Genomic DNA, 23,814 nt, shown 5'->3' on the forward strand with positions numbered 1-23,814 from the left:
TCAAACAAAAAACGCTAAGAAAATTCTTAGCGTTTTTTTATACATTCTATTATTTGAAACTTTTTATTTTGTTGTAACACTCTTACCGAAGTAAAAAGCTTTGTTAGGTGCGTACTATAATTCAAATGTAAATTAGCAACTAACAAAAACCTACCATTTACTTTCAAGCAACTTTCTACACCCCTAAAAAGATTGAGTGCCACTTCAATGTTATTCTCATGTTCGAAATGAAAAGGCGGATTCGACACTACCAAATCAAACGAGTTCTTATCTAATTTTTCTAAAGTGTCATCACACACAAACTGTGCTTTTTTCCCTTCTAAGTTAATTTTAGATGACTCAATAGCTAAATTAAAATCATCTAGCAAAGTTACTTCTGCTTGTGGATTTTGATTCATTACCTCATAAGCGATAATACCATTTCCTGAAGCTACATCTAATACTTTTAACTCATTAGGTTTTAATTGTAAGTTCTCTAAATAAAATTGCGTTCCTATATCTACACTTCCAGAAGAAAACACGCCATAATATTGCTGTAAGACATGATTTTTCCATGCAATTGTTTTAACAAGCTCTTTCTTTTGTAGTTTTTTCTTGGGTGATTTTAATATCAATAATCGCGCTTTTTTCCAAGCTTTTGATTGCGCTACCTCTTCAAAATACTGTTCAGCAACCTTTATAAAAGAAGCCGAAAAATATTTAGTCATAAACCCACATACTACTTCAGTTTTTTCATGCGAAGCTTTATGAATTTGCTGTAAGAACAACTCAAACAATTCTATCGACTTTGGAATTTTAATCAGTGCTAAATCAACACTCTCTAAATCATCTAAAGGAGTTTTATAATCAACTTCTACAGACAACTTGTTCAATTCTAAATTTTGACGAATTGCTTTTTGCTGACTAGCGTACGTCCAAATCGTAGTAACTTTCTTGTCGTGTAAAGCACAATTCCACACCCCAAAACGATCATTAAAAAGATGTACCGTTTCTGTTTTTCTATTGGTAACAGAATCTAATACTAATAATTCGGCGTTACTCCAAGCACGCAAACTTTTATCAAACGTTTTGGGGTAACGTTCTAACTGATATGTTTGAGAATTAAACTCCAACAAACTGTTTTTAATACATTAACACATCTTCTTCTGGAAAATAAATCTTATCTAACGAAGTAATTTCTCCATTTCTATCTCTCCTAAAAATGTGTTTTGACTCAATTTCTGTGATAGATTCTTTACCCATAGCTGCTGTCATCTCTTTAACTGCGCTAATGGTTTTTTTATGGTAATTCTTTACACGTACATTTTTATACTCAACAACTAAAGCTTTTACCAAATCTTTCTCTTGAGTTGCTACTCCTACTGGACAAGTATCCATGTTACATTCACGAGCTTGAATACAACCTAAACTCAACATAAAACTACGCGCCATTCCAATAGCATCAGCACCTAAAGCTAAGTATTTAATAATATCAAAAGCATCAATAGCCTTTCCACTTGCTATAATCTTTATTTGTCCTTTTAACCCGTATTTTTTCAATGTTTTGTTTACAAAAGAAAGCCCTTCTAACAATGGAGTTCCAATGTAATTTGAAAATTCTAAAGGTGCAGAACCAGTTCCTCCTTCTCCTCCATCAACAGCTATAAAGTCAGGGTAATTATTAGCATCAGCGAATGCTTTAATCATAGCTTCAATCTCTTCGTTATCTCCTACACAAAACTTAATCCCCACTGGTTTTCCTCCTGATAAATCTCTAACTTGTTGAATAAAGTTGATCATTTCTTCAAAACTAGAAAAAGCTGAGTGTCCTGGAGGTGAATCAACACGTGTAAAAGGCTCTATTGCACGAATTGCTGCAATTTCTTTTGTGTTTTTCTTTGCAGGTAAAATTCCTCCATGACCAGGCTTAGCTCCTTGAGAAAGCTTTATTTCAACCATTTTCACTTCTGGTCTTACAGCATTTTGCTGAAAAACTTCTGGATCAAAAACACGTTTACCATCTATACTTTTTCCTGCTCCGAAATACCCTGTTCCTACTTGGAAAATTAGATCTCCTCCTTGTAAATGGTAAGGTGATATTCCTCCTTCACCTGTATTGTGTGCAAAGTTCCCCATTTTAGCTCCTTGGTTTAACGCCATAATGGCATTCTTACTTAATGAACCAAATGACATAGCAGAAATATTTACTATTGAAGCGTCGTATTTTTGAGAACACTTATCAGACCCTATTAAAACCCTATCTCCACCAATATTATGATGGTCTTTAGGAAATAGTGAATGTTTTACAAACTCATACCCTTTTGCATATACATTATGCTGAGTACCAAAAGGCACCGTTTCTATCTCTTCTTTTGAACGCTGATAAACAATACTTCTCTTTTCACGGTTAATTGGTTTTCCGTTTAAATCATCTTCAATAAAGTATTGCTGAATTTTTTCACGTTCTTCTTCAAAGACCCATCGCAAACGAGCAATGACAGGAAATGCCCTCATTAGCGAGTGTTTCTTTTGAATAAAAGCGTCGTATATTGCTAATAAAGTAATAGCGGTTGCTATTGTTAACAATATTACATTCCCCATATCTGGCATAAAGTATACTAATACCCCGCACAGAATATTAATGGCTAAAACTACAGATAAGATAGTATCTCTCATTTCTTTTTTTTTTGAGAACAAAAATACGATTTTAACTATAAAAAAAGCCCTGACACATAGCCAGAGCTTCTCGTATATTATTAAACACGTAAAATTACTTTTTGAATTTTGCGTATTTGTTTTTGAACTTATCAATACGCCCTGCAGTATCTACTAACTTAGACTTACCAGTGTAGAAAGGATGTGAAGTTCTTGAAATTTCTAATTTGATTAATGGATATTCAACACCATCAACATCTAAAGTTTCTTTTGTGTTAGCAGTTGAACGCGTTAAAAAAACATCTCCGTTAGACATATCTTTAAACGCTACCATTCTATAATTTTCTGGATGTATACCTTTTTTCATCTCTTGTAAATTTTAATCTTTTATTTTTGTTGAAAAATATAAAGTTGGTAAATCTTTATAATCATTCATAATTCAAAAACCTGCAATGGCTATTTGAGGGTGCAAATTTAACCCTTTTTTTTAATTTGCAAACAAATAATTTGCTTTAATTTGTAGAACAAGATTTAAAATACAGAAAATAACTCTTAAACATATGCGTTTTTATACACTCTTAACTTTAGGAATAGCTACTTTACTCGTAACTTCTTGTAGCGAAACTAATTACAAATTCAAACTTGACACTACAAAGAAAACAACTTTAGGTCAAAAAGCAGCTATAAAATTTGAACAATTAAACGGTGATCAAATAGATTCTGTTCAATTATATGTAAACAACAAACGTGTTAATAAAAACGAATCTAGTGTTATAATTAATACAGCTGATTTTGGCGTAGGTAAACACGAGGTTACCGCCTTGGCTTTTTATCCGAATAAATCTAAAAAACTAAACAATTCTATCGAAGTTTTAGCACAAAAAGCGCCTGTTGTATATTCTTACAAACTTCTTAACACCTATCCGCATGATAAAGAAGCCTACACTCAAGGTTTAGAATACAAAGACGGATATTTATATGAAAGTACAGGACGTAGAGGTCAATCTACTTTGCGTAAAGTGGAGATCAAAACTGGAAAAGTTTTGCAAAAAATTGATTTAGACGCTAAATACTTTGGAGAAGGAATGACCATTTTTAACAATAAGATATATTGGTTAACATGGCAAGCTCGTAAAGGTTTCATCTATGATTTAGAAACCTTTAAACAACTTGGTTCTTTTAATTATGATAATAGTAATGAAGGTTGGGGACTAACACACAGTGACTCTGAGTTAATAAAAACTGACGGAACTAATAAAATTTGGTTTTTAAACCCTGAAAATCAACAAGAAAAAAGAAACATTCAAGTATACACTCATGATAGAGCTTTAGACAAACTAAATGAAATAGAATATATAAACGGTAAAATCTTTTCTAATTACTGGAAAACTGACGGAAAAGTTAAATCTACCATTGCTATCATAGATCCTAATAGTGGAGTTGTTGAAGGATTAATTGGTTTAGATGATTTACGTGATATCATTTTAAAAGAACAAACTTTAGATCAAGACGAGGTTTTAAACGGAATTGCTTATGATGCTGAAAACAATCGTTTGTTTGTTACAGGAAAGCATTGGGGAAAATTGTTTGAAATTGAATTAATCAAACAATAAATCTCTTCATAAAAACAAAAATCCCGTTTCCTAAACAATTAAGAAATGGGATTTTTTATTTTCTCTTATTTTTTATAAATCACTCCATTTTTCATTACAAAAACCACATTTTCCATTGTATGGATGTTTTGAGTAGGATCTTCATCTACTGCGACGATGTCTGCAAAAAAACCTTTTTTAATCTGACCTAACTCATTTTTCATATCTAACAATGCGGCATTAGTTACTGTAGCAGATTGAATGGTCTCCATAGCTGGCATCCCTGCTTCTACCATATATCCAAATTCTTTTCCATTCTTACCGTGTTTAAATACTCCAGCATCAGTACCAAAAGCTATTTTTACTCCTCTTTTGTAAGCTCTACTAAAAGTTCCTTGTATTTGCGGACCAACAGCTAATGCTTTAGGCACTACAATTTCTGGGTAAAATCCTTTTACTTTTGCTTTCTCTTCAACCTCTTTTCCTGCTGTAATAGTTGGTACTAAATATGCATCATATTTTTTCATCAACTCCATTGTTTCATCACTCATATAAGTTCCGTGCTCAATAGTTTTCACTCCTCCTATAATAGCCCTTTGCATTCCTTCATCTCCATGAGCATGCGCTGCCACATGCATTCCGTAGTCTTTTGCAGTTTCACAAATCGCTTTTATTTCATCAATATTAAATTGTGGATTATCGCCACTTTTAGCCATACTTAACACACCTCCTGTTGCTGTAATTTTTATACAGTCAGCTCCATTTTTATAACGTTGACGTACTGCTTTTTTAGCATCTTCAATCGAATTCACAACCCCTTCTTTCGGACCTGGATTACCTATTAATTCTCTACTATTACCGTTTGTTGGATCAGCATGCCCACCTGTAGTAGCTAAAGATTTCCCAGCTGTAAACACTCGTGGACCAGTTATTTTTCCAGCTTTAATTGCTTTTGCTAATGATATATTCACTCCAGTTCCTCCCAAGTCTCTTACTGTCGTAAAACCATTTAATAAGGTTGTTTCTGCAAACTTTACAGAATTATACGCTCTATCAGCTTCATTCAAAATATATTTTTCCAACCTTGATTTCGGACTATGTTCACTTTCAATATGCACGTGCATATCAATTAACCCTGGCATTACTACCTTATCTTTTAAGTCTATAACAACATCTTCTGAATTTTCAGGACTTACATATCCTTTTAATACATCAATAATTTTATTTCCATTTACTACAATGGTTTGCTCTTTATTTATTTTACCTTTTTCTGTATCAATTAACTTTCCGCAGAATATATAGGTATTCTGAGCAAATGAAACAATCGACATCGTTAAAAACAGTACTAAAAAAAATCTTTTTTTCATGATAATTTAAGAATGATTAAGTAATAAATGTAGTGATTTTTATGTAGCTTGCCTTTTTAAATTTTAACAGTTACATGAAGAACGTTGTTATTACAGGAACCAGTAGAGGTATTGGTTTTGAATTAGCACAGCAGTTTGCTAATCAAGGACATCAAGTATTAGCATTATCTAGAAATACAAAACCTTTAGAGCAAATAAATCATTCAAACATTACAACTATTTCTGTTGATTTATCTAACGAAATAGATATAGAAAAAGCGGTTAGTTTTGTTGCTACCGAATGGAAGAAGGTAGATATTCTCATCAATAACGCAGGAAAATTGATTAATAAACCTTTTGAACAATTAACAACACAAGATTTTGAAGAGGTATATAGAGTAAATGTTTTTGCAGTTGCTGAATTAACTAGAAACCTTTTACCGTTTATGCAAAAAGGAAGTCATGTAATAACTGTAAGTAGCATGGGAGGAATTCAAGGAAGCATGAAGTTCCCTGGATTAGCTGCCTACAGCTCTGCCAAAGGTGCAGTAATTACTTTATCTGAATTACTAGCCGAAGAATATAAAGAACAACAAATAGCTTTTAACGTCTTAGCCTTAGGTGCTGTACAAACAGAAATGCTGGAGGAAGCTTTCCCTGGTTATGAAGCACCTTTATCAGCAAAAGAAATGGCTAACTACATTTTTGATTTTGCTTTAACTGGCAATAAGTATTACAACGGTAAAGTTTTACAAGTTTCTAGTTCTACCCCTTAAATTCAAGTATTACATTTGAAAAAAACACTAGTTAAATACATCCCTGAAGAAGCTATTCCATTAGTTGAATATTTAATTATTGAGCACAAAATCAATTTAAAAATAGTGAGTGAACGTCAAACTAAACACGGTGATTTTCGTCGCTTACCAAATGGGCACATGCAAATTACAGTGAATAACAACTTGAACCCTTATCAGTTTTTATTGACGTTAGTTCATGAAATTGCTCACCATGTTACTTATCAAAAATTTGGAAGAGTACAACCCCACGGTAAAGAATGGAAAACAGTATTCCAACATTTAATGCTCCCTTTTTTACAACCAGAAATCTATCCGAAAGATATACTACCATATTTAGCCAACTACCTAAAAAATCCGAAAGCTAGTACCGATACTGACGTGAATTTATCACTAGCTTTACGAAGAGGTCAATCTGAAAACGGAAAGAATTTTATCTTTGAAGTTCCTAATGGTAGTGTTTTTCAATTTAAAGACACCTTATACAAAAAAGGAAGTAAACGAAGAACACGCTATGAATGTTTAAATTTAAGTAACAAGCGTGTATATTTATTCAACCAAAATGCAGAAGTGAAACTAGTAGCTTTAAACAAATAATACTTGTATGAATACTAATTATTACGCAGTAATTATGGCGGGTGGCGTAGGTTCTCGCCTTTGGCCTATAAGTACTGAAAAGTACCCTAAGCAATTTCATGATTTATTAGGAACTGGAGAGTCTTTGTTACAAAAAACCTTCAACAGAATTAATCAATTAATTCCAGTAGAAAATATTTTAATTGCCACTAATAAGCGTTACGAACAATTAGTATTAGAACAACTTCCTGAAATTAGCAACAAACAGCTATTACTTGAACCTGCAATGCGTAACACTGCTCCTTGTATTTTATATGCTGCTTTAAAAATTCATCAGCAAAATAAAAATGCAGTGATGTTAGTTGCTCCATCGGATCATTGGATAGAAAACGAAACTGAATTTATTAAGAATATTGAGACTTCTTTTAAGGCTTGTGCTAAAGAAGACATGTTAATGACTTTAGGAATTCAACCAAATCACCCTAATACAGGGTATGGTTATATCCAGTTTGAAGAAAATTCTTCTGAAATAAAAAAAGTAAAAACCTTTACCGAAAAACCGAACCTAGAAAAAGCTACAGAATTTTTAGCGAGTGGTGATTATCTGTGGAACGCCGGCATTTTTGTTTGGTCAGTTTCAAGTATTTTAGATACTTTTAAAAAGTACCTCCCTAAAATGGTTAATATTTTAGACAATGGAAATAATGTATACAACACTGATCTTGAAGACGATTTTATAAAGAACAACTATGAAAAGTGTGAAGACATTTCAATTGACTTCGGAATTATGGAACGTTCTGAAAAAGTACATGTGCTCCCTGTAGATTTTGGCTGGAACGATCTAGGTACTTGGGGATCTTTATACAATAAATTAAGTAAAGACAAGTATCAAAACGCAACTGTTGGTGCTAATACTATTTTTAAAGACGCTAACGGAAATATGATTAGCACTCAAAACGGTAAGAAAGTAGTGGTTCAAGGATTACAAGATTTTATTGTTGTAGAAAAAGATGATGTATTGGTTATTTGTCCACGTAAAGAAGAGCAAGACATAAAACAACTACGAACAGAAGCAAAAGATGCTTTTGATGAAAAGCATGTATAACTGTCATAATACTTTATATCATTAAAAAATGCTATAAAAATGAATCGAAATTATGTTGACGGTACTCTTATTACTCTTGTAAAATCAATTATAATTATACCTTTAGGAACCACTTACTTAGCCTTGATTGGCTATATAGGGGTTCAAAATCCTAGAACCGACTATTTTATTTTTGCTTTTTTCTATGGTTTATTCTCTTCTCTTTTAATCAAATACATTATAGATTCTAACAAAAGACGTTTCATTTATGATATTAAACACAAAAGAATAAAACCTATATTAAATTTTAAATATACCAAAAGTGAATGGGTTCTTTTTATTCAAGAAAACCTAACAAAAAGAAAGAAAAAACATACTATAATTGTTCTGTTCATTTTCTTTATTTCCATTTCCTTAATACTTTGGGGTTATAACTTAAAAAATGATGGTGAATTTGCTTTAGCTGTAGGTTACAACTTATTAATGATTTCTATTTTCTGGGGAATATTCTCGTACAGATTTTCAATATCTCCCTTAAAACACGCTTTAGACTGTCCTCTAAGAGAGATTCAATGTTTTAAATATGGCTTAGTTCTCATGAACGAATACTATATTATTAAAACCTTTAGTTATATGAAAAACGTATCGTTAAACAAAAATCACAACAAACACAGTATTTGCTTTATAGATGAGACTAAAGGTACTAGCCTTGAAGGATATGATGCTAATAGAATTATGAAATTTACTTTACCAATACCAAAAGAAGAAAAAGAAAATTCAAGAAAAATATATACCACAGCTTTTAGAAGCCTATTAACAAGTAAATAAAGTTATTTTGTTTTTACTCTTCTTATTTCTTCTAACACTAAAGAATCAAAAATTTCATCTTCACTTAAAAACTTACTTTTTATAGAAATATAATTTAGTCCATCTATTTTACCTTCTAAACGCATATAATCCTTTTCAGTAGTTAAAATTATTTTTTGTTCAGATGGTAACTCTTCAAAAGATTTCTTAATAGTTGAAATGTCTTGCTGAGTAAAATTATGATGGTCTGGAAAATTTAAATGCTTAAAACCTACTTTCTTTTCCTTTAAAAAGTTCAATAATGGTATCGGATTTGCAATTCCCGTTACTAACAATACTTCTTTATCTTTCAAGTCTGAAATTGCTAGTTCTTCTGTTCCTTTTAAATCTTCGTCGTATGCAATCGTTGTAAAAAATACTTTTTGACATGACTTCGGGTTTATCTTTCGTACTATCTTTTCTTGTGCTGCCTTCGATAAATCCTCAGGACATTTAGTAACCACAATCACACTCGCTCGTTTAGCTCCTCTCCTACTTTCACGTAAATTCCCTGTTGGCAACACAAAATCGTCAACATATAAGTCATTATACTTAGTTAGTAAAATATAACTACTTGCAGTTACTTTTCTATGCTGATAAGCATCATCTAACAATACTACTTGTGGCGGAATATCATTCTGTAACAACTGCTGAATTCCGTTTGTTCTATCAGCATCCACAGCCACCGTAATATCTTTTTTAAATTTCTTATAAAATTGCAGCGGTTCATCTCCAACATCTTCAGCTGTATGCGTATCATTTACCAGTTGAAACCCTTCTGTTTTACGTTTATAACCACGACTTAACACCGCTATTTTATAATCATCCTTTAATAAGCGTATCAAATATTCAATCTGCGGAGATTTTCCTGTTCCACCAACACTTAAATTTCCAACAGCAATCACTGGGATATCAAAAGAAGTAGATTTTAAAATACCTATATTAAAAAACCAATTACGAATTCTCGTAATAGCATCGTACAAAACAGCAAACGGAAATAATAAAAATCGAAGTAGCTTCATTACACCAAAAGTAATAATTTAAGCATTAATGTACAGGATACTTTTATTTTCATTTTTCTACTTTGTAACTTTGCTATAGTAATATTTTGAAAACGTACCCAAATGCAAATAAAAGACGTCACCAACTATATTGAACAATTAGCACCGCTTTCATATGCCGAAGATTTTGATAACGTTGGTTTATTAATAGGTAATTACAGTACTGAAGTTACAGGAGTTTTAGTTACGTTAGACACTCTTGAAGAAACTGTAGACGAAGCAATTGCTAATAACTGTAATCTTATTGTAAGTTTTCATCCCATTGTATTTAGCGGACTAAAAAAGATTAACGGCAACAATTATGTAGAACGCGTCGTATTAAAAGCTATTCAAAATAACATTGCTATTTATGCTACACATACTGCATTAGACAATGTAAATAATGGTGTCTCAGCAAAAATGGGAGAAGTTTTAGGGTTAAAAAACATGAAAACACTTATTCCTAAAAAAGGAATCATCAAAAAACTAACAACGTATGTTCCTTCTCAAAATGCTGACAATCTTCGTAACAAATTATTTGAAGCAGGTGCAGGAAACATTGGTAATTATGACAACTGTTCTTTTAATGTAGAAGGGAAAGGAAGCTATAGAGGAAACGAAAGCTCTAACCCTACTATAGGTGAAAAAGGAGAACTCATGTTTGAAAAAGAAACCTGTATTACGGTTACTTTCGATTCTTTTTCAGAAGGAAAAATACTTTCAGCTCTCTTTAAAAATCATCCGTATGAAGAAGTTGCCTATGAAGTTATAACCTTAGACAATCAAAACCAACACGTAGGTATGGGTATGATTGGCGAACTTCCATCCGCAATGAAAGAAAAAGACTTTTTATTATTTGTAAAAGAAACATTTAAAACAGGCTGTGTTAGACATTCTGAATTACTTGACAAACCTATTAAAAAGGTAGCTGTATTAGGAGGTTCAGGAAGTTTTGCTATTAAAAACGCAATGCGAGCTGGTGCAGATGCTTACATAAGTGCTGATTTTAAATACCATGAGTTTTTTAAAGCAGAAAAAAGCATCTTGCTGACTGATGTTGGTCATTATGAAAGCGAACAATTTACAAAAAATCTTTTAGTTGATTATCTTAGCAAAAAATTTAGTACTTTTGCAATTATTTTAAGCGAAAAGAGTACAAATCCAATATACTATATTTAACAGATGGCAAAAAAAGAAGTAACGGTAGAAGAAAAATTAAGAGCGTTATATGATTTACAGTTAATCGATTCTAGAATTGACGAAATTAGAAACGTTCGCGGTGAATTACCTTTAGAAGTTGAAGATTTAGAAGATGAAGTTGCCGGATTAAACAAGAGACTTTCTAATTTAGCTGAGGATGTTAAAAATTTAGAAACCGATATTAGCAATAAAAAATTAGCTATTGACGAATCTAAAACATTAATTAAGAAGTACGAAGAACAACAAAAGAACGTTCGTAATAACCGTGAGTTTGATTCTTTAACTAAAGAAATTGAATATCAAGAATTAGAAATTCAATTATCAGAAAAAAGAATTAAAGAATTCAAAGCTAAAATCGTTCAAAAGAACGAGGTTATCGAGAATACTAAAGAGAAATTAACACAACAAGAAAACCATTTAACTCACAAAAAAGGTGAATTAGATGCTATCTTAAAAGAAACTGAAAAAGAAGAGCAGTTATTAAAGGAAAAATCAGAAGAGTTTTCTCAGTCTATCGACGATCACTTATTATCTGCTTATAAAAGAATTAGAACCAAAGTACGTAACGGATTGGCTGTTGTAGCTATTGAGCGTGGTGCTGCTGGAGGTTCTTTCTTTACAATTCCACCACAGGTGCAGTTAGAAATTGCTAACCGTAAGAAAATTACCATTGACGAGCACAGTGGACGTATCTTAGTTGATGCTGCTTTAGCACAAGAAGAAAAAGAAAAAATTGATAGTTTATTCGCTTAATATTTTTTCTACAATATATTTTTAAGCCCTCTTTTTAAGAGGGCTTTTTTATTTATTATAGTACAAGTATGCTACATTAACTTTTTACCTAGTAATTTATTAGCCTAAACCTGTAAGTTCCTTTTTTTTACTATATTTAGGCTGCTAAATAAAAAAAGAACAAAATTGCTAAAACTTTATATATCCCATACTGTGTTCTCCGGATAAAACAACTAAATTTTGGCATATAACGAGTTGCCAGTAATTAAAAATGAACTACGGAATTTACATAATAATCGGATTTATAATTGTTCCCCTTGGAATATTATTTGCCTATTACAAAGATTATAAACAGAATAAAATTGAATTTAAAAACTCAATAAAAACAGTTGGAAAAGGACTAATTAATGGCATTATTCTACTTGTTATAATCGGAGGTTTAAAAATGGCTTCCGAATTTATAATTCCATTTAACAAAGATCATGGAATTGAATTCAACTCAGAACGAGAAAAACTTGGAATCCCAACTGTCGCTTCTAATTGGAAAATTGACAACCATTATTCTGGGCAATTTGAGACGCAATGGTGGAAACCGAACCCAAGAAATGGTCATTTTAAGAAAATCATAGAATACGGAATATTTAATATCAAACCTGAAACTGATTATTATCAAAACGAGAATATAAAGGGAACATTCGCTTGGTCTAAATATGATTTTGAAAAGAAAACAATTCAATACTTTCTGGGAAAACCTAATGAAAAAGAAATCTCAGTAACTGAAAGTGGAAAATTAAAGTATGGAAAACCGACTATAATTGTAAATATCAATAAAGATGAATTTAATAATTATATAACTGAAAAATAACTACTGGCAACAAAGTGTATAATTAATTGCGGCTGAATTTCCTCATCGGAAATTAAAAAACCCTTATTTATAAGGGGTTTAAGTTAAAAAGGCAACAATAAGGCAACAAATATTTGATTATAAGAACTAACCAAAGGAAAGAAATAATAGATAAAATTAGGAACTTATTAAACGATAAAAATAAAACCGTTCGTGTAGAACGGTTTTATTATTTAAACATCAACCGTTAATTAGCTGTTCCAGAGCCTAAATAAACGCTGTTTGACACGATACTACCATCTGCTGTAGTAAATGCCATAAAAAGCTCAACAGTATCTCCTGCATAGGTACTTGGAATTGTAATGATTTGAGATCCTACAGTTCTATCAGCACCATCAAGAATATACATTGATTCTTTTTTACTTGGATTGTAAACTAAAATCATTGCTTTATCGGTTGCATTTGCATTACCTTCAGCAGAGTTATCATCCCAAGTAAATTCTACTTGTCCCGCAGTTGCTAAATCTGTTGCAGGGTTCAATGCTCCTGATAGATTACCTCTACTTAATAAAGCTAAAGAATAATCAACAGTAAAGTTTGGTGCAGCTCCTGTAATCGCATTATTCAATACATAAGACATTGCTGCATTAAACTCTGTTTTTTGCACCGCATAAGATTTATACCCTTTCTTGATAAAACCTAAATTCGGTTGAAGATACTCCAAAGTAACAGTAAACTTGTTTCTTTGGTTAACTTGTCCTTCTGTTCGTGGATTTGCCACACTTGAAGGTTTGATTCTCAAATAGTCAATACCTTTCCAAGTAGCACCAACTACATTTCCTACTTTACCTGATACACCGCCCAGGATTCCTTGTGAAATAACACCCATTGTATATAAAATTTAAAATTAATACTTGTTCGAAGTTGGTACGGACTTGGTACGGTCTTTAACCAACACAAGTAATATATGGCAAATACTATGCTAATCGATTGATTAGGTTTTTGTTGCCCTTTGTTGCCCGATTTTGCTTTTTAGAAAATAAACTTTGAATATATGACACCTTTAAATCTGCCATTTTTGAAATGACTTTTTGTAATTCTGCTTCTTTTCTGCTAATAGCTGAAACAATACTAATATGCTTCTGCAACTCTTTAGATTCATTTAGTAATGAAGTGTAGCCATCTTTAAGCGTGTTTCTACAATCATCTATTGAAATGAACGGAATAACACTGCCTTTTAAATAATACGCATAGAAACCGCCTATTTGTAGCATCATCGATAAATGATAAAGGGTATGTTTTTCTTTTTCGGTTGGTGCAGTTACCACAAAGCAATTAGGACAGGGATTTATTAAAGGCTTTCCGCTGTTTTGCCCTTTGTTCAGAATAAAAAAATGAGGTTGCGAGTAGGTTCTTCCGATTTGGTGTGTTTTCAGTTCAAAAGTTGACATAGCTATCCAATTTAAAATTGCTTCGCTACGCTTCGCACCATTAATTTTTTAAAAGAAAAACAATAAAAAAAGAAAGCCGTATGTTCTTGTGGCGTGGATAAGGCTGTCAAGGTTTTTGGAAAAAATACTACCCTCTTTTTTTAATAATATTGGGGTGGAGATTTTTTTCAAAACCCGTAGGGCGTGACCTTTATAGCCTTGCGCGTTGGCTGTGGTAGCCACATATATTTGCTACCTTTTTTTATTTATTTTTTGTTGTTCTAAAACATCTAATATGTCTTGTTTTTTGTAAAAAATTCTGTTGCCCATACGAATTGGATTTAAAATGCCGTGTTTATTCCAGGAATGTATTGTTACTAAACTTATCCTTAAATAATCAGCTACTTCTTGTCTTGTTAGGATTTCATCATTTTGTTTTTTAGATAATTCTTTAAGGTAGTTTTCAATTTTAAACATTAGTTTATCTGGCTACCGCATCTGCTAATTCATCTATTGTAACCTCTGTGATTTGGATTGTTTTTGTAATCATCTTGTTTTCTTTTTAGTTAATTGATTTCCACTTTTTGGGGCATAAACTCTTAAAAAAATAGGTTATCACCAATTTGAGCATTGGATGAAGCGGTTGTATGGGTAGCGTTTTAAATAGTTGTTTGATAAAACAGCATTTAAACAAGCTACTTATACAGGACTTTTAGGCAATAGCTTTTTGTTTTTTTGAGGTACGAGAAAAAGCAATATGCTATGGCGTATTACTACATTTTATGAACCTATTTTTTTAAAACCGCTGACTTGGGTGGTGGGGAAAAGTGGTCTTTTATATTTGTTAACGAAATGAAACAAACAAAGACTTGAGGTAAGGAATACTTGGACTTAACGATGGTTTTGTGCAGCTTGAATAAGGTAACGAATATGCATCATTTTAAGCTAAATTTTCATATGGCTATTGTTTCAGTTTAGTTCGGATTTTTATTGAAAGTTCGGGTGTGCGCGTGGGAAAAGCGGCTATTTTACATAATGGCGTTATAACTACAGCTTTGGTGATGCGGTGGGTGTAGCGGCTGCTATTATAACTACCCGTTATGTAAACATAGCTTTGGGTAGTTTTTGGTGTGAGGGATGGCAACAGCTCTTTGCTTTTTTATTGTACTACTTTTAAAATATAATAGCAAATAAAATAAGCAATGTGCTGTGTGAGGGTTGGCAACCAAAAACTACAAGTGCGGTGGATAGCGGAACAAAACAAAAGACAGAGGATTTTGAGGTACGAAAAAACTGGGTTTTGGGTTGTGGGGACAATTACCAACTCATTCGTTGTAATCTAACTGCATTTAAAATTGCTAATAATGCTACTCCTACATCTGCAAATACTGCTTCCCACATCGTCGCTAAACCACCTGCTCCTAAAATCAGTACAATTACTTTGACACCAAATGCCAAAATAATATTTTGCCAAACGATTTTTCGTGTGGAACGACTTATTTTAATGGCTCTAACTACTTTTGAAGGTTGGTCGGTTTGAATGATAACGTCTGCTGTTTCAATAGCTACATCACTACCCAAACCACCCATTGCAATTCCAACGTTACTTGCTGCTAAAACAGGCGCATCGTTTATACCATCCCCTATAAATGCTACTTTATTTTCAGGATTATTTTTTAATATTTCAACTTCGTTTAACTTATCTTCTGGAAGTAAATCACCTTTTGCATTTTCGATGTTCAACTCTTTAGCGACTTGTTGAGTAATGGAATCTTTGTCACCGGAAAGCATCATAATATTTTTGATACCAACTTTTTGTAATTTGACAATTGTTTCTTTGGCATCTTCTTTTAATTCGTCTGCTATTACCACATAACCAGCAAACTTGTTATCTATTGCAACTAATACAATAGATTCTACAATATTTTCCGTTTCCGCTGGGACTTCTATATTATTAGCAATCATTAATGCTTTATTACCTACTAAAACTGTTTTACTATTTACAATTCCTTTTAATCCTTTACCTGCAATTTCAGAAACGTCTTGAGCTTCAAAATCTTCTCCTTCTGATTTATACTCTAAAATTGCTTTAGCAATTGGATGCGTGGATTGTTCTTCCATCGCCATTAAATATTGCATAAATTCGGTTTCTTTCCAATCAATTGCTTTTACTTCTTTGATTTTAAAAACACCTTTAGTTACGGTTCCTGTTTTGTCCATTACCAAAGTATTTATCTTGGTCATTGCATCTAAAAATGAAGCACCTTTAAATAAGATTCCATTTTTTGAAGCTGCTCCCAATCCACCGAAATATCCTAATGGAATTGAAATCACTAACGCACAAGGACAAGATATTACCAAGAAAATTAATGCTCTGTATAACCAATCTCTAAACACATAATCATCTACAAAAAAGTAAGGTATAAAAGTAACACCAATAGCTAAAAACACTACAATTGGTGTGTAGATACGAGCAAACTGTCTGATGAATAATTCTGTTTTAGATTTATGTGCTGTTGCATTTTGAACCAAGTCTAATATTCTCGCAATAGAACTGTCTTCAAACTTATTGGTTACCTCAACTTCAATAACGCTTTCCAAATTAATACTACCCGCGTAAACCTTTGCTTCTTTTTGAATGGAATCTGGTTTGCTTTCTCCTGTTAACGCAGCTGTATTTAAAGATGCTTTTTCGGATAATAAAATGCCATCCAATGGAATTTTTTCACCTACACGAATTTGAATTTTCTCTCCAATATTGACAACTTCAGGCGAAACACTTTTATAATCTCCCTCACGAAATACATTGGCTTCTTTAGGTCTAACATCTAATAATGCTTTTATATTTCCTTTTGCACGATTTACAGCAGCACTTTGAAATAATTCGCCTACTGCATAAAATAGCATAACCGCAACGCCTTCGGGATATTCACCTATTATAAATGCCCCAATAGTTGCTATAGACATTAAAAAGAACTCGGTAAAAACATCGCCTTTTATAAGATTTTTCCATCCTTCTTTTACAACAGGAAACCCTACAGGAAGATATGCAATACCATACCAAGCAATACGAATCCAATCCTTAAAGAAGGAAACATCAAAATAATCTAAACCTATACCAATGATAAGCATTGTAAAACTTATGATTGCAGGTACATAGGTTTTGAATGCACTACCATTACCGTGGTTATGGCCATCGTCGTGACTGTGCTCGCCTTGTTGTTTTTTTGGTTCTAAGTCACGTAAGTTTATTTTTTTCTTTTTCATATGTTCAAATCAAGTTTGATATCATTTTAAAAACTACTTCGATAATTTCAATATTCTCAATGCACCGCGCATTACAAAAGTGAAAACGATGCCGCCAATCACTAAATCGGGCCATTTACTATTCAGAAAATAAACCAGCACCCCAGCTACTATAACACCACCATTAACAATAATATCATTGGATGTAAAAATGGCACTTGCCTGCATATGAGCCTCTTGACTCTTTGCCTTGTTGATGAGCCAGAGCGATATCAAATTACCTGCCAATGCGAAAATTGAAACGATAATCATCCATTGAAACAAGGGTGTTTCGGTATTGCTAAAAAACCTTCTCAAGACCTCTGCAAACCCAAGTGTTGCCAATGCCATCTGAAAGTATCCGCTGTATTTCGCAACCTTCTTTTTTCTTGAAATGGCACCGCCTACCGCAAATAGGCTTAATGCATATACGATGGAATCTGCCAGCATATCTAATGAGTCTGCCACAAGACCCATCGAAGAAGAAATCCAACCGGTGGTCATTTCGATAACGAAAAAGCCAAAGTTGATGCCCAAGACCCACCATAGGATTCTTTTTTGTTTGGATTGGTCTTCCATTACGGGTGGTTCGGCTTCTGTGGTTCCTTCTAAGGAATCCCCAAGTTTTAAGCTGGCTATAGACGTTTTTATCGCCTTGACGTCGTCCACGTGATATACTTCCAATTTTCTGTTTGGAATATCAAAATCCAAGTGTTTTACTTGAGCATAAGACTCTAACTTCATCCGAATCATCTGCTCTTCTGAAGGGCAGTCCATTTTAGTTATTATAAAAGTGCTTTTTTTCAAAATCAATCTAATTTGTTCGTTTGTTTATTAAAGTAAATTACTGCTGCATTTTTCGCATATTCCCTTTAATATCAGGTTCACATTTCTCACTTCATAATCGTCTGGCAAGCTTTCTTTCGATATCTTATTCGGTAAACAGATTGTTCTTCTGCAATCGGTACAATGAAAATGCAGATGTAAATCTATACCGTATTTATTTTTGGCGTTTTCATCAGAAATAGCATATTTTGCCACTCCGACCCCATCATTAATCTGATGAATCAGCCCTTTATCCTCGAAAATCTTGAGATTTCGATAAAATGTCGTTCTGTTTGCTGTTTTATTGGTTTCGCTCTTTTGAACAAAAGCCTTTTTCAAATCGGAAAAGGACACGGCACTTTGCTTCCTTTTCAGGAACTTGTATATCTTCAACCTCATTTGAGTAGGTCGAATACCGTGATTTAATAGTATCTTTTCCGTTTTAGTCATTGCAATATTAATTCAAAAGCAAACCCTTTTTTCAAAACATATATTTGATGCTATTTCTTATAAGCCAAAAGCCTTAACGCATTAAAAACCACAAGTAATGTTGAGCCTTCGTGGATGACCACTGCAATACCGATATTGGCCCAACCCATAATGGTCGATGGGATAAGCAATGCCACAATACCGAGGCTTACCCAAAGGTTTTGCTTGATAATTGCCTTTGCCTTCCTGCTCAAGCCTATGGCAAAGGGCAGGGTTTCCAATTTATCGGCCATTAGGGCAATGTCTGCAGTTTCCAAGGCCACATCACTGCCCGCTGCACCCATTGCGATACCTACTGTGCTGTTTGCCATTGCAGGGGCATCGTTCACACCGTCGCCTACCATTGCGACTTTGGATTCCTGTTCTTTTAATTTTTTAATGGCATCTACCTTTTCCTCTGGCAACAGGCTTCCCCAGGCATCGGTCAACCCAATTTCTTTAGCAACGGCATCGGCAACCTTTTGATTATCCCCGGTTAGCATTATCATCCGCTTGATACCGATTTCCTTTAATTTTTTCAGTGTTTCCTTGGCCGCTTCCCGTGGGGTGTCCATCAGGGCGATGATACCTATATATTCTTTGTTCCTTCTTATGAGCATCGTAGTATTTCCACCACCTTCAAGTTCTTTTACTTTATTCGATATATCTTCGGATGGTTTTGCTTCATCGAGGTCTTCGTACAAGTCAAGGTTTCCAATATAGATTTTATCCTTGCCCAAAGAAGCTTTGATACCTTTTCCGAGAACTGCTTCCAAATCTGACGCATCGATAATATCAGTACCTTTCAGACGCTCTTTCCCATCCCTTACGACGGCTTTGGCCAAAGGGTGGTCGCTCAAGTTTTCAACGGCAACGGCTATCTTTAACAGTTCATTTTCTTCAATATCCCCCAATGGTACTACTTCGGTAAGTTTGGGCTTGCCTTCGGTAAGCGTGCCTGTTTTATCAAAAGCCAAAGCGGTTATGACCCCTAAATCCTCAAGTGGTCGCCCACCTTTGATGAGCACGCCGCCACGTGCTGCCCTTGCCACACCGCTCAATACGGCACTTGGTGTTGAAATGGCCAGTGCACAGGGACTTGCAGCTACCAATACCGCCATTGCACGATAAAAGCTGGCACTAAACGGTTCGTCAATGACCAGAAAGGCAAAGAGTAGGATACCAACCAGTATCAGTACGGATGGCACAAAGTATTTTTCGAACTTATCGGTCAGCAGTTGCGTGGGGGACTTCTGGGTCTGTGCCTCGTTGACCAATTTGACCAGTCGTGACAGGGTAGAGTCTTTGGCTTCTTTGATTACCTTTATTTCCAGCGTGTTATTACCGTTGATAGTTCCGGCAAATACCCGATTTTCATCCTTAATATCATCGTCTACCGAATAGTCCCTGCCTGTATCTTCCACGGGAAGTTTATCCACGGGTACACTTTCCCCAGTAATAGGGGCCTGGTTTACACTGCTTTTTCCGTTGACCACGACGCCATCTGCGGATATTTTACTATTGGGCTTGACCACTATAATATCGCCAATACTCAATTGCTCAATTCCAACTTCTTCGGTCTTGCCATCTTTTTTAAGCAATGCTGTTTTTGGTGCAAGGTCTGCAAGCGCAGCAATGCTTTTTCTTGCTTTGTTCATTGCGTAATGTTCCAAGGCGTGCCCAAGGCTAAATAAAAACAACAACAGTGCACCTTCTGCCCATTCTCCCAGAATGGCGGCACCAATGGCAGCGACCAGCATTAAAAAATCAATTTCAAAACCACCCTTGGCCACAGTTTGAACCGCTTCCTTGGCCGTAAAGAAACCACCGAAAAAGTACGCGCCAATGTACAAAGTAAGACTGACCCAATCCGGGATGGATTCCACATAAGAAAGCCCGAAACCTATCCCGAGAAGTGCCCCACAGATAATGGAAAAAATAAGCTCCGTATTTTTACCGAAAACCCCACCATGGGCGTGCTCTTCTCCTTCCTCGTGGGTCTCGCCCTCCTTGTGCTCGTGGCCCTCTGTGGAAGTTTGCTCTTTAGTATCTTCCTTCTTTGAACGTTCCTGTTTTTTTTTGGATGCTTCGGTGTAATTATTTTCGTTTGAAGAACTCCGCTGAACCTGAAGGTCTTCCTTTTCAATCTGTTTACTTATTTCATCAAAATTTGTTTGCTTTTTATCAAACTCAAGGCGCACCATTCCAGAGGCCGAAACGGAAGCCTCCAAAACCCCATTGATTGCCAAAAGGCTTTTCTCTATGGAACGTGCCTGTCTTGTATGTCTGATTCCTTTAACCTCAATGAGCAAATGCCCGTATTTTTCGGTAATCTCGGCACCTGTCCGTTCTGCGAGAGATTGAATGCGGTCTATGGAAATAATATCGGGGTCATAATGAAAACAGAGCTGTGGCGTGGCATCTTCTTTTGTATCGGCAACGTGCACTTTTTCAATACCCTCTTTAGCCTGTAGTTCTTGAATAAGCCTTTCAACACAATTATCTTTTTCGTTTGGAACTTGCGGTAGGATAACCGGGATTTTTATTTGTAGTTTTTTCATTTTTTACTATTTTTTTTAATCCATTCTTTGGCATCGTCTTTTTCTTCTGGCTTATAAAATTTTATATGTGCCTCTGAAAAAGGAAGCAATGCCTCGGTAAATTGCTCCTGCCATTTAACGCTACCCACTAAAGCAACACGCTTTAAATGTGTTTCATTCGGAAGATTTAATTCAATGCCCTTCCAATAGGCACTTACCGTCCAGCCTTCAAAATTTTGCATTTCAATGTACCAGGAAACTTCCTGATATGCAGTTATATGTTCTGTTAAGACCGGTATCAAGTTTTCATAATCCTTGGCATCCAGCTTATTCTCTGCCACCATATATACAGTAGCCTCTTTTTTATAGATTGTTATCATTGCTCACTATTTATAAATGATAATTGAATTTAAAAACCAAACGTTTAATCCAGATTGTCGCTGCATTTTTCACAAATGCCCTTTACCACCAAGTTGATATCCTCGGTAATGTAGCCATCAGGTAAGTTGATATGAGGGATTTTATGCTCTGTTAAACAGACAGTTTCATTACAATTGTTGCAATGAAAGTGTATATGAAGGTCGTTGCCAACCTCGCACTCACAATTTTCTTCGCAAAGGGCGTATTTTATAACACCTGTCCCATCCTCAATTTGATGTACAATACCTTTTTCCTCAAACGCTTTCATAGTCCTAAATAGGGTGCTTCTTTCACTGACCTTAAAATCCTTTTCCAAATCGCCAAGACTGATGGCCACCTCTAATTCTGCTAAACGCTTATAAGTCATAAGGCGCATAGCCGTAGGTCGTATCCCTTTGCTTTCAAGTAGTTGGACTATTTTTTCCATTTGTGATAAAGTGTTTTATAGGTCGTACCGTTTTAAGGAATCTCCAGTTTTAATCTGAAAGGCATCTTCAATATTTGCTATATATATAATACCATCTCCAGGCCCGTCGGTTTTGGCGTTGGCTATAATTGTTTCAATGGCCGCTTGGGCTTCCTCATTTTGGCAGACCAGTTCCAGCTTAACCACTGGACTGTCTGTAACGTGAAAATCCAGCGACGGTCTTGCACCTTTTGATTTGAATGCACCAGTGCCTTCAGCTTGTGAAAGGGTCATACTTTTGAACCCATTATCAGATAGTGCTTCAATGACTCTTTGGATTCGGTTCGGTTTTATAAATGCTTTTATTTCCTTCATATTATGAATTTTTTAAATTTTTAATCGATTTTGAACCGAGCCTGTTTTCTAATTTTTAACAAACTAATTAAGACGATAAACAAACTCGGAATCAAAACCTTTGGTTTTTCTTGAATTAATGGTCGTGTTCCAGTTCGCCTTTAACCATTTCAGAAGACAGGTTATAAGCTCCTTTGATGACCACTTTGGCATCCGTTGAAACTTCGGCAGGAAGATTGACTTCAACAAAGCCCAAATCAGTTAGTCCAACCGTTACGGGTACCATTTTAAATTTCATTTTGTTCGCTTCCATTGCTTCATCTTCATCCAAAATAAAAATAAAGGATTGCTCGCCTTCTTTTATAATGGCAGCTTCCGGTACGGCAAAACCCTTTTTCTCGCCTTGCACTATTCGCCCTTCCACATACATACCCGGCAATAGGTTTTTATCCTTGTTTTCAATATCTGCCAGAACTTCCAAAGCTTTTGGGTCTGTATTGAAGGTTTTACCAACAGACCGAACGGTTGCTTTAAGCAGTTCATCTGGACGAGAGGCCGTGGAAAAATATATCTGTTGCCCTTGCTTGATTTGCTTTATGTCCTTCTCATATACTTTGAAGTTGACATAAATCTTTGAATTATCGCTTATTGAGAACATTTTGGATTGTTGTGCCACGTAATCGCCAAGGCTAATCATTACTTCATCCACATACCCACTTATAGGCGAGGTAATGGGAACAGCGGAATATATCTGTCCTTCCGCCACTTTGTCCGGGTTAATGCTCAACAGTCTCAATTGGGACCGCAAACCATTGACGCTGGATGTTGTAGAACGAAATTTTGACTGTGCCATTTGAAATTCCTTGCCAGAAGAAACACCTTTATCATAAAGAGTCTGCTTGCGCTCAAAATCCTGTTTCAAAAAGACCAATTCATCATTTTTTTCCTGATAATCTTGTTGCATTGCAATGATATCAGGGTGTTCTATATATGCCAACACCTGTCCTTTGCTTACGTTATCTCCGGGTATTACTTTTATGGAACTCACATTTCCACCAACAAAAGGACTTATGTTCGCCTTGTCCTGTGGGAAAAGTTCCAGCGTTCCTGTTACCTTAATGTTGTTCCCTAAATTGCGTTCCTCCAAAAGTTTCATTTCCAAACCTATGGTTTCGGCCTGTTGCTTTGTGAGTTCCACAACGCCTTCTTCCTCGCTGTGACCTTCTTCTTCTCCTTCACTGTGGCCTTCCTCGCCGTGTGCATCTTCTCCAGCTTCATTGGTTTTTGATACGCCTTCAGCTTCGTTATGCCCAAGTTCAGATTTTTGGCCATCGTTACAACTCATAAACATAAGCGTAAATAATACGGTACTTACTAATAGTATATTCTTCATTTTTC

General features: G+C 34.7%; 24 protein-coding genes. 8 read left to right on the top strand and 16 right to left on the bottom strand.

Annotation, left to right across the window (positions count from 1 at the left end):
* Nucleotides 1-26: 26 nt before the first annotated feature.
* From C8N26_RS12010 to C8N26_RS12020, 3 genes are all read right to left on the bottom strand, one after another.
* Nucleotides 27-1,112, bottom strand: a complete 1,086-nt coding sequence (locus C8N26_RS12010) for a methyltransferase (RefSeq protein WP_147418508.1) — start codon at nucleotides 1,110-1,112, stop codon at nucleotides 27-29.
* Nucleotides 1,113-1,122: 10 nt separating this feature from the next.
* Complete coding sequence (locus C8N26_RS12015; protein WP_120187491.1) at nucleotides 1,123-2,655, bottom strand: FMN-binding glutamate synthase family protein; 1,533 nt, start codon at nucleotides 2,653-2,655, stop codon at nucleotides 1,123-1,125.
* A gap of 94 nt (nucleotides 2,656-2,749) precedes the next feature.
* Nucleotides 2,750-3,001, bottom strand: a complete 252-nt coding sequence (locus tag C8N26_RS12020; protein WP_028892937.1) for a type B 50S ribosomal protein L31 — start codon at nucleotides 2,999-3,001, stop codon at nucleotides 2,750-2,752.
* Nucleotides 3,002-3,194: 193 nt separating this feature from the next.
* Here C8N26_RS12020 and C8N26_RS12025 point away from each other — a divergent pair, with 193 nt between their 5' ends.
* Nucleotides 3,195-4,247 carry a glutaminyl-peptide cyclotransferase gene (locus C8N26_RS12025; protein ID WP_120187492.1) on the top strand — a complete coding sequence of 351 codons (1,053 nt, stop codon included), beginning with the start codon at nucleotides 3,195-3,197 and terminating at the stop codon, nucleotides 4,245-4,247.
* A gap of 65 nt (nucleotides 4,248-4,312) precedes the next feature.
* Here the strand turns inward: C8N26_RS12025 and C8N26_RS12030 are convergent, their stop codons facing one another.
* Nucleotides 4,313-5,593: a metal-dependent hydrolase family protein gene (locus tag C8N26_RS12030; protein WP_120187493.1), complete on the bottom strand. Its 1,281-nt coding sequence runs from the start codon at nucleotides 5,591-5,593 to the stop codon at nucleotides 4,313-4,315.
* 74 nt (nucleotides 5,594-5,667) lie between these two features.
* Between C8N26_RS12030 and C8N26_RS12035 the strand changes: the two genes are divergently transcribed.
* From C8N26_RS12035 to C8N26_RS12050, 4 genes are read left to right on the top strand one after another with little or no spacing between them, the layout of a single operon-like run.
* Nucleotides 5,668-6,348 (top strand): SDR family NAD(P)-dependent oxidoreductase, encoded by a 681-nt coding sequence (locus tag C8N26_RS12035; RefSeq protein ID WP_120187494.1) that lies wholly within the window; start codon nucleotides 5,668-5,670, stop codon nucleotides 6,346-6,348.
* 15 nt (nucleotides 6,349-6,363) lie between these two features.
* A complete protein-coding gene (locus tag C8N26_RS12040) occupies nucleotides 6,364-6,963 on the top strand; it encodes a SprT-like domain-containing protein (protein WP_120187495.1) in 600 nt (199 codons plus the stop codon).
* Between the two features lie 7 nt (nucleotides 6,964-6,970).
* Nucleotides 6,971-8,047 (top strand): mannose-1-phosphate guanylyltransferase, encoded by a 1,077-nt coding sequence (locus C8N26_RS12045; protein WP_120187496.1) that lies wholly within the window; start codon nucleotides 6,971-6,973, stop codon nucleotides 8,045-8,047.
* 39 nt (nucleotides 8,048-8,086) lie between these two features.
* Nucleotides 8,087-8,854, top strand: a complete 768-nt coding sequence (locus C8N26_RS12050; RefSeq protein ID WP_120187497.1) for a hypothetical protein — start codon at nucleotides 8,087-8,089, stop codon at nucleotides 8,852-8,854.
* A 2-nt stretch (nucleotides 8,855-8,856) separates the two neighbouring features.
* Here C8N26_RS12050 and lpxK read toward each other — a convergent pair whose 3' ends face one another.
* Nucleotides 8,857-9,894, bottom strand: a complete 1,038-nt coding sequence (lpxK, locus tag C8N26_RS12055; RefSeq protein WP_120187498.1) for a tetraacyldisaccharide 4'-kinase — start codon at nucleotides 9,892-9,894, stop codon at nucleotides 8,857-8,859.
* 102 nt (nucleotides 9,895-9,996) lie between these two features.
* On the opposite strand from lpxK, the gene C8N26_RS12060 reads away from it, so the two are divergent.
* The 3 genes from C8N26_RS12060 (at nucleotide 9,997) to C8N26_RS12070 (ending at nucleotide 12,709) form a co-directional block, all read left to right on the top strand.
* The gene (locus C8N26_RS12060; protein ID WP_120187499.1) at nucleotides 9,997-11,091 is read left to right on the top strand and encodes a Nif3-like dinuclear metal center hexameric protein; all 1,095 of its coding nucleotides are present in this window, start codon (nucleotides 9,997-9,999) and stop codon (nucleotides 11,089-11,091) included.
* Between the two features lie 3 nt (nucleotides 11,092-11,094).
* Nucleotides 11,095-11,865, top strand: a complete 771-nt coding sequence (locus C8N26_RS12065; RefSeq protein ID WP_120187500.1) for a zinc ribbon domain-containing protein — start codon at nucleotides 11,095-11,097, stop codon at nucleotides 11,863-11,865.
* Nucleotides 11,866-12,115: 250 nt separating this feature from the next.
* Nucleotides 12,116-12,709: a hypothetical protein gene (locus tag C8N26_RS12070; protein ID WP_120187501.1), complete on the top strand. Its 594-nt coding sequence runs from the start codon at nucleotides 12,116-12,118 to the stop codon at nucleotides 12,707-12,709.
* A gap of 226 nt (nucleotides 12,710-12,935) precedes the next feature.
* Here C8N26_RS12070 and C8N26_RS12075 read toward each other — a convergent pair whose 3' ends face one another.
* The 11 genes from C8N26_RS12075 to C8N26_RS12125 form a co-directional block, all read right to left on the bottom strand.
* The gene (locus C8N26_RS12075; protein WP_120187502.1) at nucleotides 12,936-13,577 is read right to left on the bottom strand and encodes a DUF6266 family protein; all 642 of its coding nucleotides are present in this window, start codon (nucleotides 13,575-13,577) and stop codon (nucleotides 12,936-12,938) included.
* An 88-nt stretch (nucleotides 13,578-13,665) separates the two neighbouring features.
* Entirely contained in the window at nucleotides 13,666-14,139 is a 474-nt protein-coding gene (locus C8N26_RS12080) for a DUF6943 family protein (RefSeq protein ID WP_120187503.1), read from the bottom strand.
* Between the two features lie 231 nt (nucleotides 14,140-14,370).
* Nucleotides 14,371-14,595, bottom strand: coding sequence for a helix-turn-helix domain-containing protein (locus C8N26_RS12085; protein WP_120187504.1), 225 nt, complete (start codon nucleotides 14,593-14,595; stop codon nucleotides 14,371-14,373).
* 840 nt (nucleotides 14,596-15,435) lie between these two features.
* Nucleotides 15,436-17,385 (bottom strand): heavy metal translocating P-type ATPase, encoded by a 1,950-nt coding sequence (locus tag C8N26_RS12090; protein WP_120187505.1) that lies wholly within the window; start codon nucleotides 17,383-17,385, stop codon nucleotides 15,436-15,438.
* Nucleotides 17,386-17,418: 33 nt separating this feature from the next.
* Complete coding sequence (locus C8N26_RS12095; protein WP_181898143.1) at nucleotides 17,419-18,210, bottom strand: cation transporter; 792 nt, start codon at nucleotides 18,208-18,210, stop codon at nucleotides 17,419-17,421.
* Between the two features lie 27 nt (nucleotides 18,211-18,237).
* Nucleotides 18,238-18,678, bottom strand: a complete 441-nt coding sequence (locus tag C8N26_RS12100; protein WP_120187506.1) for a Fur family transcriptional regulator — start codon at nucleotides 18,676-18,678, stop codon at nucleotides 18,238-18,240.
* 50 nt (nucleotides 18,679-18,728) lie between these two features.
* Nucleotides 18,729-21,257 carry a heavy metal translocating P-type ATPase gene (locus C8N26_RS12105; RefSeq protein WP_120187507.1) on the bottom strand — a complete coding sequence of 843 codons (2,529 nt, stop codon included), beginning with the start codon at nucleotides 21,255-21,257 and terminating at the stop codon, nucleotides 18,729-18,731.
* A complete protein-coding gene (locus C8N26_RS12110; RefSeq protein ID WP_027126745.1) occupies nucleotides 21,254-21,616 on the bottom strand; it encodes a SpoIIAA family protein in 363 nt (120 codons plus the stop codon). The genes C8N26_RS12105 and C8N26_RS12110 overlap by 4 nt, the downstream gene beginning before the upstream one ends.
* A 44-nt stretch (nucleotides 21,617-21,660) precedes the next feature.
* Nucleotides 21,661-22,083: a Fur family transcriptional regulator gene (locus C8N26_RS12115; RefSeq protein WP_120187508.1), complete on the bottom strand. Its 423-nt coding sequence runs from the start codon at nucleotides 22,081-22,083 to the stop codon at nucleotides 21,661-21,663.
* 15 nt (nucleotides 22,084-22,098) lie between these two features.
* Complete coding sequence (locus C8N26_RS12120; protein WP_120187509.1) at nucleotides 22,099-22,437, bottom strand: P-II family nitrogen regulator; 339 nt, start codon at nucleotides 22,435-22,437, stop codon at nucleotides 22,099-22,101.
* Between the two features lie 115 nt (nucleotides 22,438-22,552).
* The gene (locus C8N26_RS12125; protein ID WP_120187510.1) at nucleotides 22,553-23,809 is read right to left on the bottom strand and encodes an efflux RND transporter periplasmic adaptor subunit; all 1,257 of its coding nucleotides are present in this window, start codon (nucleotides 23,807-23,809) and stop codon (nucleotides 22,553-22,555) included.
* Nucleotides 23,810-23,814: the final 5 nt, after the last annotated feature.

The sequence above is a fragment of the Tenacibaculum lutimaris genome (genome assembly GCF_003610735.1).
Lineage (GTDB): Bacteria > Bacteroidota > Bacteroidia > Flavobacteriales > Flavobacteriaceae > Polaribacter > Polaribacter lutimaris.

Bases quoted from the DNA above. Each gene is read 5' to 3' on its own strand.
- C8N26_RS12015 (WP_120187491.1), bottom strand. From the start codon at position 2,655: ATGAGAGATACTATCTTATCTGTAGTTTTAGCCATTAATATTCTGTGC.
- C8N26_RS12020 (WP_028892937.1), bottom strand. From the start codon at position 3,001: ATGAAAAAAGGTATACATCCAGAAAATTATAGAATGGTAGCGTTTAAA.
- C8N26_RS12025 (WP_120187492.1), top strand. From the start codon at position 3,195: ATGCGTTTTTATACACTCTTAACTTTAGGAATAGCTACTTTACTCGTA.
- C8N26_RS12030 (WP_120187493.1), bottom strand. From the start codon at position 5,593: ATGAAAAAAAGATTTTTTTTAGTACTGTTTTTAACGATGTCGATTGTT.
- C8N26_RS12035 (WP_120187494.1), top strand. From the start codon at position 5,668: ATGAAGAACGTTGTTATTACAGGAACCAGTAGAGGTATTGGTTTTGAA.
- C8N26_RS12045 (WP_120187496.1), top strand. From the start codon at position 6,971: ATGAATACTAATTATTACGCAGTAATTATGGCGGGTGGCGTAGGTTCT.
- C8N26_RS12050 (WP_120187497.1), top strand. From the start codon at position 8,087: ATGAATCGAAATTATGTTGACGGTACTCTTATTACTCTTGTAAAATCA.
- lpxK (WP_120187498.1), bottom strand. From the start codon at position 9,894: ATGAAGCTACTTCGATTTTTATTATTTCCGTTTGCTGTTTTGTACGAT.
- C8N26_RS12060 (WP_120187499.1), top strand. From the start codon at position 9,997: ATGCAAATAAAAGACGTCACCAACTATATTGAACAATTAGCACCGCTT.
- C8N26_RS12065 (WP_120187500.1), top strand. From the start codon at position 11,095: ATGGCAAAAAAAGAAGTAACGGTAGAAGAAAAATTAAGAGCGTTATAT.
- C8N26_RS12070 (WP_120187501.1), top strand. From the start codon at position 12,116: ATGAACTACGGAATTTACATAATAATCGGATTTATAATTGTTCCCCTT.
- C8N26_RS12075 (WP_120187502.1), bottom strand. From the start codon at position 13,577: ATGGGTGTTATTTCACAAGGAATCCTGGGCGGTGTATCAGGTAAAGTA.
- C8N26_RS12080 (WP_120187503.1), bottom strand. From the start codon at position 14,139: ATGTCAACTTTTGAACTGAAAACACACCAAATCGGAAGAACCTACTCG.
- C8N26_RS12085 (WP_120187504.1), bottom strand. From the start codon at position 14,595: ATGTTTAAAATTGAAAACTACCTTAAAGAATTATCTAAAAAACAAAAT.
- C8N26_RS12090 (WP_120187505.1), bottom strand. From the start codon at position 17,385: ATGAAAAAGAAAAAAATAAACTTACGTGACTTAGAACCAAAAAAACAA.
- C8N26_RS12100 (WP_120187506.1), bottom strand. From the start codon at position 18,678: ATGACTAAAACGGAAAAGATACTATTAAATCACGGTATTCGACCTACT.
- C8N26_RS12105 (WP_120187507.1), bottom strand. From the start codon at position 21,257: ATGAAAAAACTACAAATAAAAATCCCGGTTATCCTACCGCAAGTTCCA.
- C8N26_RS12110 (WP_027126745.1), bottom strand. From the start codon at position 21,616: ATGATAACAATCTATAAAAAAGAGGCTACTGTATATATGGTGGCAGAG.
- C8N26_RS12115 (WP_120187508.1), bottom strand. From the start codon at position 22,083: ATGGAAAAAATAGTCCAACTACTTGAAAGCAAAGGGATACGACCTACG.
- C8N26_RS12120 (WP_120187509.1), bottom strand. From the start codon at position 22,437: ATGAAGGAAATAAAAGCATTTATAAAACCGAACCGAATCCAAAGAGTC.
- C8N26_RS12125 (WP_120187510.1), bottom strand. From the start codon at position 23,809: ATGAAGAATATACTATTAGTAAGTACCGTATTATTTACGCTTATGTTT.